We start from the raw sequence: 12,448 nt of genomic DNA, 5'->3' as shown, positions 1-12,448 counted from the left end.
TCTGATTCCTTTCTGCTGTCATTTTCCTGTTCTGTCATCTATCTTACCGCGCCTGTCTTTCATTTCCCTTGCAGAAACAGAAAAAAAGCCTTACAGTTTTGTAAGACTTCTCTTCTACCGATATGGAATCTGCACTACAAACACGGATCCTTTCTCTTTTTTCATCTTCTTTCCATCCAGAGAAATGGTGCCGTGATGGCCTTCAATGATCTTCCGGGCAAGGTAAAGCCCCACACCGGAACCTTCCTCCTTTTGAACTTCCTTTTCATCCCCCCGGTAAAATCTCTGAAAGACTTTGTGATAGTTTTCTCTGGCAATTCCGATTCCCTGATCCTGGATCTCTATTCTCAAAAAGGATGCCATTCTGGCTGCGCGGATCGTCACGGTTGTTCCCGGCGGACTGTATTTTACCGCGTTATCCAGCAGATTAATCAGCGCCTCACACAGCCATTTGGAGTCGAGCGGAAGAATAAGATCTTCCAGCTTGTCTTCCGCCTCCATCTCGATTTCAATCTCCTTTTTCTGAGCCTTTACCCATACACGGTTGACCGCTTCCAGAATCACATCAAAGATTCTGCCCTCTGTAAGCTTCAACTCAATCATTCCGGTCTCCATCCGGGAAATATTTACAAGCGCTTCCACCAGCTGTCCCAGGCTTTGCATCTGTTCTTCCAGTCTGCCCTCAAACTCCCGGCGTTCGTCCTTTGTCAGGTCCTCATTTTTCAGCACTTCAAAGCAGGAATTGAGCGCCGCTACCGGTGTCTTCAGCTGATGGGAAATATCGGTGACCAGCGTCTTCGTCTCCTGCTTCTCCTGCTGTGCCTGTGCTTCCATCATTTCCACGTAGTTTCCGAGAGAATCCAGCTCATCCAGAATCCGGTCTTCACTTTCTTCCTCTTCATACCAGTCCATAAGATCCTGCCGGTAATCACCCTCCCGGATTCTCGCAATCCCGTCTGCCGCCTTTTTGCTCTGTTCTTCCATTTCCTTTTTATGTCTGTGTTTTTCATAGAAAACAACAGCCGCATAGCCAAGATAAAGAGCCACTGCACCGCCTGCCGTCCATCCGCAGTTTCTCAGAAAACGTTGCCCTTCCAGACTGTCCCTGACATGCTCATATCCGTAGTCTCCGAGAATATCCTGCACTTCTTCTGTATTCAGATCCCCGTCCTCTTTCAGAATCTGAAACACCTCTTCCGCTGGATTTTCCGCCAAAAGCAGTCTTGCCCTGGAAGCCAGATTTTCCTGATATGTCTCATACTGCCAGAACAAAATCATTGCTGTCACGGCAGCCGTCACAAGAAATCCGAGAACCAGTTCTGTAATACACCGCCTTGTCTCTTTTTTCATGACCTGTTCCCCTGCCTTTTCTGGCAGTCCTGGTCCCAGATGTATCCCAGCCCCCGAACATTCCGGATATACTGAGGATGTGAAATATCCGGCTCAATCTTTTCACGAAGCCTTCTGATATTGACTGCCACTGTATTTTCATCTACGAATTCACCATCCACATCAAAGAGCTGATCCAGAATCTGTCCCTTTGACAGGATCTGTCTTGGATGTTCCAGAAAAAGTTTCAGCATCTTCCACTCATTTTTTGTAAACGAGACTTCCCCGTCCCCCTTTTTTGCGCACATTCTGGACATGGAAAAGACGAGTTCCCCGGATTCGATTTCATCTGCCGCCGCTTTCTGATGCCGTTTGAAAAGGGCGTTCACTTTCAGGACAAGCACCGACAGGCTGAACGGTTTTGTGACGTAATCATCCGCCCCTGCCTCATATCCCATCACCTGATCCATCTCCGTATCCATCGCGGTCAGACAGATGATATGTGTCATGCTGTCTTTTCGGATCCGGCGAATCAGATCCAGACTGTTTCCATCCGGCAGATTTACATCACAGATCACAAGCCCCGGCTCCTCTTTCACGAACATCTCCCAGGCCTCTTTGATCGTTCTGGCGCTATCCACCTCATACCCTTCTTTTTTTAATGTAAACTCAATCCCACGATTGACACTTTCCTCATCTTCCAGCAATAAAATTTCTGCCATGCCTTTCACTCCTGTCTATTGCTTTTACGTCTCTTTCTCTGCACGCACTGCCAAAAATGTCGGGATTCCATGCTCATGAAGATTCCCTTCTCCATTCGTGTCTTCATAAAGATGGGTAAGACAAAATCCAGCCTTTAGAAGCCCGCCGATCTGCTCCTCCACCGTATGAGAAAACTGAATCCCGTCACCGCTTTGCATCGCTTCCTCATACAGTTTCCTGTCTTTCAACGGATTGTACGGAAGCCCGTGAACAATACAGGTCTCTGTATCATCGAATATATAATTCATCCCGTTATCCACGCCGGCAAGCAAAATTCCACCTTTTTTCAACACACGGAAACATTCTTTCCATACCGGCAGGACTTCTTCCACATAGCAGTTGGAAACCGGATGGAAAATCAGGTCAAAGGTCTCATCCGCAAACGGAAAGGTCTTAGTCATATCCGCTTTGACAATCTCAATGTCGTACCCTTCCCTTTTTGCCACCATCTCTTCACTTGCAAGCTGCCGGTCCGAATAGTCCAGCACGGTACAGATCCCGCCAAGCGCCGCAAAAATGGGCATCTGCTGTCCACCTCCGGAGGCAAGCCCCAGAATCTTCTTCCCTTTCAACTCCGGAAACCAGGATTTTGGAACCGGCTTTGTCGGTGTCAGCACCATCTCCCATTCTCCGTTTACGGCCTTTTCATATACCTCGTGGGAAATCGGTATGCCCCAGATCCAGCCTTCCTCTACCCACTGGTCGATTGTTTTTGCATTCTCTTTTGTGTAATCCTTCTCATACATCATCAAATTTCCCTCCCTATGCTATCTATGATACCACAGCCAGAGTATGAAAGAAAACAAAAAACTGACAGGTCTTCCCGTCAGCTTCTGTTCTTTTCTATTTACTTTTTTATCTCATCCAGCCGGTTTTCCAATGCAAGGCGCATTGCAAAGGCCGCACCGTCCTCATCATTGGTTTTTGTAATGTAACCTGCCACTTCCAGTATCTTTTCATGGGCATTTCCCATCGCTACTGCCGCGCCGAATCCGGCCTGAAACATGGACAGATCATTCAGACTGTCTCCAAGTACCATCACTTCTTCTTTCCGGTACCCCAGCTTTTCCATATATCTTGAGATCGCATGCCCTTTTTGTGCCTTCTCATCCGTCAGCTCCAGATTGTTAAAAAAGGAAGATGCAACCGCGATTCCCGGAATCTTTTCCATCTCTTTCCAGATCTCCTGAATGATTTCCCCGGTCTTTGCGTTGATAAACACTTTATAAATCGGAATCTTCATCTCCCAGAGCTCCTCCAGGCTCCCGATTCGGCACATACGCCTCAACAGCTGCTGAAACTGATCCGATTCAAGGATTTCTTCATCCGTATTTCCCGGGAAAAACAACCTGGATTCTTCCAGAAGCTTCTGCTCCAGATCTTCTTCCTCTGTCAGGACAATATCCTTTCCCGTTGTGCAGAAACGGATATACGCCGGGAACTTCTCCACACAGGAAACGATCTGTTCAAAGCACTTCGGATCCATAGGTATCGTCTGAAGAAGCTCTCCATCCCGGTTTCGGATCTCCGCGCCACTTCCCGTCACCCAGTCACAGTCCAGCGGAAAATTTTTTAATGTATCGGATGCCGATGGATAATCCCGTCCTGTTGCGATCATAAAACGGATTCCACCCTGTTGAACATCCTGTATTGTCTGATAAGTCTGCTCTGAAATCGTATGTCCGGAATTTAAAAGCGTTCCGTCCATATCCGCTGCTATTACTTTTATCATCTCTTTTCTCCTTGTCCCTGCATGCTCGTCTCCTTTATCTTATCACAGGAGAAAAAACCATACAATCTACATTCTGTCTATGATCTTCTTTCTTATTTCCGGTTCTGTAGTCAGATTCTCCAGATCAGTGTGAAACGGGGACGTGTTCCGATGCATCGGAACACGTCCCCAATGGTGTTAATCCCTATCTTTCCGATAGAGTTTCTTGAGATTTTGTACTTTGCCGAGGCGTTCGGCGGACTGGGATGCCATGCGTTCGGAGAGGGCTAGTACCATGGCGTCGATCATGGCAACGGCGGTGGTCATGGAGTGGTATTCTTCTTTTTCTCCCCGGTATACGTAAATGTTGATGTCTGCCCGCTGGTCGCTTGGTGCGTAGAGTCTGCTTGTGAAGGCAAGTGTCTGGTAGCCTGCGGTCTGTGCGTAGTCCAGGATGATCCTTCCTTCTGTGGATACTTTGGAGTAACTGAAGATGATAACGAGGTCGCCTTCGCCTGCGTGTGCGATTCCTTCGATCACTTCGGAACCGCCGGATGGCACCATGGTCACATCAAATCCAAGTCTGCGAAGCCGGAAAAACAGCAGTTGTCCGGCAGATGCAGATGCGTTTTTGGCGTGGATATAGATTCGTCTGGCTTTCTGGATTGCGGTGAGTGCTTTATCCATTTCACCGATATCAATCTGATTCTGAGTCCGTTCAAGGCATTCCTGCTGGTAGGTAAACCATTTGCGGATGTCAAATCCCTGAATTTTCATCAGGGTGCCTGCGATTTTTCTGGCCGGTCCTTTTCCTACTTTGCGGGCAGCCACATGGTTTTTCATTTCTTTAAAATCGGTATAGCCGATATGTCTTGCAAATCTGGAGATGGTCGCTTCGGACATGTCCAGCCGTTTTGCAAGCTGTCCGATACTCATAAAAAGGAATTCATCCGTATAGTTCTCGATAAAGTCCATAATTTTTAAATCTGATTTTGTATACTTGCTGTCCTCATCCGGCATCAGCCATTCCATCTTTCTTCCTCCGTAATCTTAAGTAGTTTCTGAAATTCTTCCCGGATTTTTGGTGTGCATGCCATGGTATCCGGTCCCTCTATGACTGTCGTTCCGCCTGCTTCTGTGACCAGAAGGCTTCCGGCCGCGTAGTCCCAGATTTTCAGGTTCTCTTCATAAAATCCATCCAGACGCCCGCATGCCACATAGGAAAGTTCCAGTGCCGCGCTCCCGATTCTTCGTATATCCTGGCACTGATCATAGATGCGCCTCATTCTGGCAAAATTTTCGTCCGCGTGTTCCCGGCATCCTGGTGAGGTGCCTATGGCAGTCAGGCAGTCGCCAAGCTGTTCTTTTTTGCTTACCTGAATCGGCTTTCCATTTAAAAATGCGCCTTTCCCGAGTTCCGCAGTAAAGCATTCTTCATGAAATGGATCATAGACGACTCCAAACAGAATTTTTCCTCCTTTGGCATAAGCAAGAGAAATGGTGCTGTGCTGAAAATCATGGATCAGGTTCGTTGTCCCGTCCACCGGATCCAGAATCCAGATGCTCCCCTTCCGGTCGATTCCCTCATTCTCTTTCTCTTCTCCAAGAAGCTGAGCTGTTGGATCCAGTTCTTTTAACTCCGCAAAAATCTGCCGTTGTACCCGGATGTCCACTTCTGTTACATAGTCGGTCCGTCCTTTTTCCCGGATGGTGTCTGCCCCGTCTCTTCCGGTGAGCTCCGCCCCGTTTTTCTTTACAATCTCAACAGCTTTTTCAAATATCATTTCCATTTCCCTGTCTCTCCTAACCGCTCGATGTGCTCTGTCCGAAAACATTACGCCTGCTTTTCCACCAGCACGTTCACATAATTTCCGCCAAGGGCATCGATTTCTTTCAGTGCTTTCTTCAAAATTCCTGCTGTCCGGACCTTGAAAGAAGCATTGTCAGATATGAGAATCTCATACGCTCCTTTTTTCATCTCTGCATAAAGATCGCTTACTGTAATGATTTCTTTTTCAAATTTTGTCCGGATGCATCCGTACTGAACTGCCTGATGGGTGTCGCTTCCGCTTACCACCGGGATCCCTAGCTTGTTCCCGAGCCGGTATGTCTTTTCCTCGGTACCTTTCCGGTCCTGCGCAACATCCTTCCCGTTAAGATCCAGAAAATGCAAACGGCCAAGCTGTTCCATCGGAAGTTCCGGAATATGTCCTCCCTCCCGGAACGGATGCCCTGCTCCTACTATTATAGGATATTTCTCAAACAAATTCATCAGTTTTTCGAATGTAAGAAAGGATCCTTTCTCCTTATTCGGTTCCAGTCTCCGGTTCAGTTCCAGAATATTCTCCGGCGTCCCGATTGATAAAATATGACCACCTTCTGCAATATCTGTCTCCATTCCGGCAAAAATCCGGAGCCCGCCTTCCGTAACGAGCGTATCCCCGTCCCTCCGGCATGTTTTCATCAGATAGCCGTAAAGTTCATCAAACTGTAAGGTGTTAAAATGTTCAGTCAGGCAAAGTGCATTCAGTCCTGCGTCCTTTGCCTCTCCAAACAGCCAGTCAGTGTATACCGTAGAAAACGGCAGTTTTTTTGCCAGTTTTCCGTGGGTGTGAAAATCAAGATACATGTGCGCCTCCTATATCATTACCATAACCAGTACAACGACCGCGATCCACAAAAACGAAACCGCTGCGAACAGCATGTCATTGTACGTCACCTTTAAGGAAGATAATTTCATCTTCTTTATTTCTTTGTTCACCGCCGCATAGCGGTACCCTTTGATCTCCAGGGCTTCCACTGTAGTTCTGGACCGTTTTGCCGTATTAAGCATAAGCGGATAAAAGGAATGGATAATGACCTTCACCTGGTAAATCAGATAACGGATCTTTCCCATCACGCCTTTGCTGTCCGGTGCGTTTCCCCTCAACCGGTAAGAAAGTAGCACATTCTGAAACTCCTCCATCAGCATCGGCAGCATCCGGTATGCATAAGAAATGGAAAAGGACAGCTTTTCCGGGCATCCATACCACATCAGCCCATTCGACAGACGGTCCGGATCCAGACCGGAAAATACGGTAATCGAGGCCAGTGAGACTGTTGCCACCTTTAATGTCAGTACAAGCAGCGGCACAATTGTCTCCGTATTGCCTCCAAAAAGAAGCGAGACAACAAACAGATATCCTGTCTGCGAAAACACTCCGAGACCGAATAAAACCAGCACCAGTCCTGCCACGCGTGCCATGATCGTGGTCACTGCCACCAGGAGAAAGCATCCAAGCAGAAATACCAGATCATTCATAAACCATGGTACAACAGCAAAAAACAGATACCAGACGAGCAGCACTCTCGGATCCGTCTTTGCAATCAATGTATCATCATTTCCATACGCATTTTTCAGAACCTGATTCCGCAGAAAATCCATGGAAAACTTATCCAGAATGTTCTCGGACATCTTTTTCATCATTCCACTCATCTTAGTTTCCTCCAAATCCCTGTACAAATTCATCCACTGTGTAACAGAATGCGTCCGACTGAATCTCCTGTCCAAGGGTAAAAATCTCCGGCGGCCGGATTCCGGATTTTTTTACGACTTCCATATCCCCGAAAATCTCATCTCTCGTTCCGTCCGCAATGACTTCTCCCTGACACAGTACAATGATCCGTTCCGCCCACTCGCATACAAGCTGCATATCGTGCGTCGCTATCATCACTGTCTCTGTGATTTCTTTTATATCATTCAGTGTGCGCATAATCTCTTTTCTCGTCGCAATATCCAGATTGGCCGTCGGCTCATCCAGAAGCAGAATCTCAGGATTGAGGGCAATTCCGATGGCAAGTGATGCCCTTCTCATCTGTCCGCCGGATAAAAGCCGTCCGTCCCGGTCCTTGAATTCCGTGAGCCGGAACCGCTCGAGAAGTGCTTTTGTCCTCTCTTCCCAGTCCGATTCATTCCGGACTTTCATGGCGAACGCCACATCTGACTCTATGGAGTCTTTGATAAACATATCTTCCGGATTCTGGTACACCAAAGATACATACCTGGAAAGCTGTTCCGGCTTCGTATCCTTGATGGATTTCCCCTTTAAGAGGACCTCACCTTTTGCCGGCTTTATAAGACCGGTCATCATTTTCATCATTGTAGACTTTCCGGCACCGTTGGAACCAATCAGTGCGATCTTCTCCCCTCTGTGAATTTCCAGATTCAGTCCGCCAAACACCTGAGCTGCCTTGCCTTTCACTGCCCGGTAGGAGACAGAAACGTCCCGAAACTGCACCATCGCCTCAGTTTCGGATATAACGGCACCTTCACGATCACCACTTCTTTGACATACAAGACCTCCCAGAAGCCGGATTCCATCTTCCATGCTGGACGGCAGCATGTCCGGCTTTGGAATGACCTGTTTTTTGACCATCTCGTAGGCTGCCAGTGTCACCTGAGGCGGAAAAATGTTGCAGGACTGGAGTTCTTCTACCCGGCATAACGCTTCTTTTGTCGGCTTCTTCCATTCCATATGCCCATCTTTCATCAGAATCACATGTTTACAGTACTCCGCAATATACTCGGTATGATGTTCAATCACAATAATTGTTTTTCCATACTTCTCATTCAGATTTTTTAAGATCTGATAAATCAGATCCGCATGATGAGGATCCAGCTGTGCAATCGGTTCGTCCAGAATCAGTACTTCCGGTTCCAGAGATACTACGCCCGCCAACGCAAGCAGATGGGTCTGCCCTCCGGAAAGCTGCCAGATATACTCATTTTCTCTACCTTCCAGCCCGCACTGCGCCAGTGCTTTCATTCCCCGCTCTTTATAATCCGGCATGGCATAATTCATGCAGGCATAGGAAGCATCGTCCAGCACAGTCGGCCGGACGATCTGATTTTCGAAATCCTGATAGACATATCCCACTTTTCTTGCCAGAGTTCCGATGTCTGAATCCTGAACCTTTACCCCGTCTGCCTCCACACTTCCGGAATACGTTCCGGTGATAAAGTGTGGAATCAGCCCGTTCATTGTCTTGCATAATGTCGATTTCCCGCAGCCATTGTTACCGACAATCGCTGCAAAATCTCCTTTTTCAATTTCCAGGTTTACGTCATTTAATGTATTTTTCTCCGCTCCCGGATAAGCAAATGTCAAGTGTTTGATTTCAATACTGTTCATATCTGTCTTTTCTGCTTCCTTTTATACTTATGCATTTTCCAGTTTGTTATCTGTCGCTTCCGCTTTTTTCTTCATCACAAGAAGCATCACAACCGCAAGTGCCGCTGCCACAACCATGCCTGCCGCCACTGCGGTACCGCTCTCTGCCCAGCTTGCTTCCCAGTCAATGATCGAAGTGCCGCTCTCTGCCAGCATTTCCGCTCCGATCGCCGCCACAAATGCCACCAGCGCGCCGATCACTACTTTTGCATTGATTGCTCCCAGAGCTGTTTCCTCTGTCCTCGGCTGCATGCCAAGAAGCGGCTCGATTTTCCCATAAAGTCTTGGCACAAGGAATATCGTCGGAAGCAGGCAGAACAGGATTCCTGAAAACAGAATATCATTTAAGCATGCAAAACCTTCTGTCGCAAATACACTTTCCGGGAGTCCCGGTACCGCCTCAAAATCCGTTACCGCAAACTGAACCTTTAAAATATCCACAATCATTCCCAAAAGCTGCTGTAAAATCACACCCGTCATCGATGCAATTCCTACCATTGTCCGGTTTTTCGGATTTCTCACAAGTCTTCCCGCAATATATACACCGATTGTGACTGTAATAAACTTTTCCAACTCTCCAAGCCCGCCAAACTGTCCCAGCATGATCTCACTGAATACCAGTTCTCCGGTAGCCGCTCCGAGTGCAGCTGACATCGGATCAAACAGAATCGCAAGAACCAGCGGAATAAACAGAAAATATTCTACGGAAAATTCCACAATTCCCACCTGAAATTTCGGAATCAGTTCTGTAAATAACGTAGCCAGACCGTAAAGTGACATCGTAAGAACAAAAATCATAAGTTTCTGCGACTGTGTCGCTGTCTGTTGTTTCGTAACCATTCTCTTTTCCTCCTGAAAACTTTCACGCTTTTTACATTAAAAATCATAACAATCCGAAGTAAAGTTTTCTTTCATTCTTTAGTTAAATGTAAGTAAATTTTCTTTCGCTTTATTTATGAAAGTTTATTTTCTCTTGTCTTCGAAAACGATATCGAAGAACACTTTCTTCTTATTTCCCTTTTTCGTCAGAACTTGTCATATTTTTCACGTTATTAATAGAACTTTTACAATTTGAAAAGAAATTTTTTCACTTTTCCCGTCCCATCCATGATATGATAGATCTAACTTATCAATTTTCAACTAAAAGGAGGTAGTGTAAAATGAAAGGCTATGCAATGCTGAAAATCGGTGAATCCGGCTGGATTGAGAAAGACCGCCCTGAATGCGGGCCGCTTGATGCGATCTGTAAACCACTTGCTGTCGCAATCTGCACATCTGATGTTCATACGCTGTGGGAAGGTGCCATCGGAGAACGCCACAACATGATTCTTGGCCACGAATGCTGTGCTGAAGTTGTAGAAGTCGGCTCTCTTGTCAAAGATTTCAAACCAGGTGACCGTGTTCTGGTTCCGGCCATCACTCCGGACTGGAACTCTCTCGAAGCACAGGCAGGATATTCCATGCACTCCGGCGGAATGCTGGCAGGATGGAAATTCTCCAACTTCAAAGACGGTGTCTTCTCTGAATTCTTCCATGTCAATGACGCAGATGGAAACCTTGCGCTTCTGCCGTCCAACATCGATCCGGTAGACGCATGTATGCTCTCCGACATGGTTCCGACCGGATTCCACGGTGTCGAACTTGCCGACGTTCAGTTCGGTGACACCGTTCTCGTTATCGGAATCGGCCCGGTAGGACTGATGTCTGTTGCCGGCGCCAATATGCGCGGTGCATCCCGCATTATTGCAGTCGGCACAAGACCTGTCTGCGTAGAGGCGGCCAGAGGATACGGCGCTGTTGATTTTATCAGTTACAAAGACGGAAGCATCGAAGACCAGGTTCTTGCCATGACAGACGGAAAAGGCGTGGACAAGGTCATTGTCGCAGGAGGCGGCTGTGAAACGTTTGAATCTGCTGTCAAAGCATTAAAACCAGGCGGAAAGATCGGTAATGTCAACTATCTTGGAAGCGGCACCTATGTCAATATCCCGCGCGCTGAATGGGGTGTCGGCATGGGACACAAACAGATCAACGGCGGTCTCATGCCTGGCGGACGTCTCCGCATGGAAAAACTCGGTGCACTCGTTTCCGCAGGCAAGCTGGATGTACACCCGCTCGTATCCCATGTATTTGACGGATGGGAACATCTGGAAGAGGCACTCTTCCTTATGAGAGACAAGCCAAGAGACCTGATCAAACCAGTCGTTAAAATCGAAGACTAACCAGAAAATCGGAGGATATTATGAAGATACTTGTCGTTTCCGGCTTTCTCGGTGCCGGGAAAACTACGTTTATTAAAGAAATGGCACAAAAAACAAAGCAGGATTTTGTCGTCATGGAAAATGAATACGGAGAGGTCGGTATCGACAAAACTATTTTAGATGAGGAGAAAGATATCAACATCTGGGAACTGACGGAAGGTTGTATCTGCTGTTCCATGAAGTCGGACTTTGCCTCCTCCATCCTGACAATCGCCAACACCCTGGATCCGGAATATCTCATTGTAGAGCCGACCGGTGTAGGCGTACTGTCCAATGTCATTCATAATATCCAGCAGATCGAGTACGAACGGATTTCCCTTTTAAGTCCCGTTACCATTGTGGATGCCAACTGCTTTGACCACTATATGCGGGACTACCGGGATATCTTTGAAGATCAGTTAAAAGCCGCCGAGACCATCGTCATTTCCAAACGTAACTTCGATACACCGGAAGAGATGGATGCTCTGGTTTCCAAAATCCGGGAGGTCAATCCTGACGCCCGGATCCAGGCAGAGCATTACAGCCATATGGAGTTGTCCTGGTGGAACACCTTGTTGCATACGGATCTGAGCGGAAACTCCATCACACCCGAACAGATGGACACTCCAAACCTGCTCTCCCTCGGCCTTACAGATATTTCACTTCCCGGTCCCAATCATCTGATCTGGTTTCTGGAACAACTGATCCACGGTACTTACGGGACGATCTGCCGGGCCAAAGGATTCGTTGACGCCGGAGGCTGTCTTCTCCGCTTTGATGTGGTGGACGACCGTTACACCATCACCGGATTTGACGAAGCCGAACAGCCAAAGAGCATTTTCATCGGTCCGAAAATCAAACGCCGGGAACTGCGCAAACTACTGATCAAAGAATTGCGAGAATCTTCTTAATTTCATGTGAGGCCTTCCGGATCAGCATTGCAAAGTCCGGAGGGCCTTTCTGCCCTTTCTGTGACTTCATCACGGAACTCTCCATTTAAATCTGAGATAATAATGCCAGAAAAAGCAAAGGAGGATTCCACCATGAAATTTCATCTTGACGAACGGTTAATTGAGCATATGAAAAAATCCAATCATAAAAATATCCTGATTACCCCAATGATGTGCCACACATGAGGCGGCTCCCGTCTGGATATATCGGCAAGGTTTGTCGATTCGGAAGAAACAGCCGTCCTG

Annotated in this window: 12 protein-coding genes; 2 read left to right on the top strand and 10 right to left on the bottom strand. The window is 47.3% G+C overall.

What is annotated here, in order from left to right; all coding sequences use genetic code 11:
- Window positions 1-114: 114 nt before the first annotated feature.
- From B5G11_RS11055 to B5G11_RS11010, 10 genes are all read right to left on the bottom strand, one after another.
- On the bottom strand, window positions 115-1,350 hold the full coding sequence (locus B5G11_RS11055) for a HAMP domain-containing sensor histidine kinase (RefSeq protein WP_087253623.1): 1,236 nt from the start codon (window positions 1,348-1,350) through the stop codon (window positions 115-117).
- Window positions 1,347-2,051: a response regulator transcription factor gene (locus tag B5G11_RS11050; RefSeq protein ID WP_087253621.1), complete on the bottom strand. Its 705-nt coding sequence runs from the start codon at window positions 2,049-2,051 to the stop codon at window positions 1,347-1,349. The genes B5G11_RS11055 and B5G11_RS11050 overlap by 4 nt, the downstream gene beginning before the upstream one ends.
- Window positions 2,052-2,075: 24 nt before the next feature.
- Window positions 2,076-2,840 (bottom strand): class I SAM-dependent methyltransferase, encoded by a 765-nt coding sequence (locus tag B5G11_RS11045; protein WP_242959040.1) that lies wholly within the window; start codon window positions 2,838-2,840, stop codon window positions 2,076-2,078.
- Window positions 2,841-2,938: 98 nt separating this feature from the next.
- Window positions 2,939-3,823 (bottom strand): HAD family hydrolase, encoded by an 885-nt coding sequence (locus B5G11_RS11040; RefSeq protein WP_087253618.1) that lies wholly within the window; start codon window positions 3,821-3,823, stop codon window positions 2,939-2,941.
- 177 nt (window positions 3,824-4,000) lie between these two features.
- A complete protein-coding gene (locus tag B5G11_RS11035; RefSeq protein WP_087253617.1) occupies window positions 4,001-4,834 on the bottom strand; it encodes a MurR/RpiR family transcriptional regulator in 834 nt (277 codons plus the stop codon).
- Window positions 4,822-5,592 (bottom strand): inositol monophosphatase family protein, encoded by a 771-nt coding sequence (locus B5G11_RS11030; RefSeq protein ID WP_087253613.1) that lies wholly within the window; start codon window positions 5,590-5,592, stop codon window positions 4,822-4,824. Before B5G11_RS11030 ends, B5G11_RS11035 begins: the two co-directional genes overlap by 13 nt.
- 44 nt (window positions 5,593-5,636) lie before the next feature.
- Window positions 5,637-6,431 (bottom strand): PHP-associated domain-containing protein, encoded by a 795-nt coding sequence (locus B5G11_RS11025; protein WP_087253610.1) that lies wholly within the window; start codon window positions 6,429-6,431, stop codon window positions 5,637-5,639.
- Window positions 6,432-6,440: 9 nt separating this feature from the next.
- Complete coding sequence (locus B5G11_RS11020) at window positions 6,441-7,277, bottom strand: energy-coupling factor transporter transmembrane component T (RefSeq protein ID WP_087253608.1); 837 nt, start codon at window positions 7,275-7,277, stop codon at window positions 6,441-6,443.
- A 1-nt stretch (window position 7,278) separates the two neighbouring features.
- Entirely contained in the window at window positions 7,279-8,973 is a 1,695-nt protein-coding gene (locus B5G11_RS11015) for an energy-coupling factor transporter ATPase (protein WP_087253605.1), read from the bottom strand.
- A 27-nt stretch (window positions 8,974-9,000) separates the two neighbouring features.
- On the bottom strand, window positions 9,001-9,852 hold the full coding sequence (locus B5G11_RS11010) for a cell division protein FtsQ (protein WP_087253602.1): 852 nt from the start codon (window positions 9,850-9,852) through the stop codon (window positions 9,001-9,003).
- 320 nt (window positions 9,853-10,172) lie between these two features.
- Here B5G11_RS11010 and B5G11_RS11005 point away from each other — a divergent pair, with 320 nt between their 5' ends.
- Together B5G11_RS11005 and B5G11_RS11000 are read left to right on the top strand one after the other, a co-directional pair.
- Window positions 10,173-11,234, top strand: a complete 1,062-nt coding sequence (locus B5G11_RS11005) for an NAD(P)-dependent alcohol dehydrogenase (RefSeq protein ID WP_087253598.1) — start codon at window positions 10,173-10,175, stop codon at window positions 11,232-11,234.
- A 20-nt stretch (window positions 11,235-11,254) separates the two neighbouring features.
- Entirely contained in the window at window positions 11,255-12,163 is a 909-nt protein-coding gene (locus B5G11_RS11000; protein WP_087253593.1) for a GTP-binding protein, read from the top strand.
- The last annotated feature ends 285 nt before the right edge of the window (window positions 12,164-12,448 follow it).

The organism is Drancourtella sp. An57 (genome assembly GCF_002161525.1).
GTDB lineage: Bacteria > Bacillota > Clostridia > Lachnospirales > Lachnospiraceae > Sellimonas > Sellimonas catena.
The sequence above is the reverse complement of the archived record's forward strand: the minus strand, read 5'-3'. Positions and strand labels throughout refer to the sequence as shown.

Coding starts and splice junctions, on each gene's coding strand:
- B5G11_RS11030 (WP_087253613.1), bottom strand. CDS start 5,592: ATGGAAATGATATTTGAAAAAGCTGTTGAGATTGTAAAGAAAAACGGG.
- B5G11_RS11040 (WP_087253618.1), bottom strand. CDS start 3,823: ATGATAAAAGTAATAGCAGCGGATATGGACGGAACGCTTTTAAATTCC.
- B5G11_RS11050 (WP_087253621.1), bottom strand. CDS start 2,051: ATGGCAGAAATTTTATTGCTGGAAGATGAGGAAAGTGTCAATCGTGGG.
- B5G11_RS11055 (WP_087253623.1), bottom strand. CDS start 1,350: ATGAAAAAAGAGACAAGGCGGTGTATTACAGAACTGGTTCTCGGATTT.
- B5G11_RS11000 (WP_087253593.1), top strand. CDS start 11,255: ATGAAGATACTTGTCGTTTCCGGCTTTCTCGGTGCCGGGAAAACTACG.
- B5G11_RS11035 (WP_087253617.1), bottom strand. CDS start 4,834: ATGGAATGGCTGATGCCGGATGAGGACAGCAAGTATACAAAATCAGAT.
- B5G11_RS11045 (WP_242959040.1), bottom strand. CDS start 2,840: ATGATGTATGAGAAGGATTACACAAAAGAGAATGCAAAAACAATCGAC.
- B5G11_RS11025 (WP_087253610.1), bottom strand. CDS start 6,431: ATGTATCTTGATTTTCACACCCACGGAAAACTGGCAAAAAAACTGCCG.
- B5G11_RS11005 (WP_087253598.1), top strand. CDS start 10,173: ATGAAAGGCTATGCAATGCTGAAAATCGGTGAATCCGGCTGGATTGAG.
- B5G11_RS11010 (WP_087253602.1), bottom strand. CDS start 9,852: ATGGTTACGAAACAACAGACAGCGACACAGTCGCAGAAACTTATGATT.
- B5G11_RS11015 (WP_087253605.1), bottom strand. CDS start 8,973: ATGAACAGTATTGAAATCAAACACTTGACATTTGCTTATCCGGGAGCG.
- B5G11_RS11020 (WP_087253608.1), bottom strand. CDS start 7,277: ATGAGTGGAATGATGAAAAAGATGTCCGAGAACATTCTGGATAAGTTT.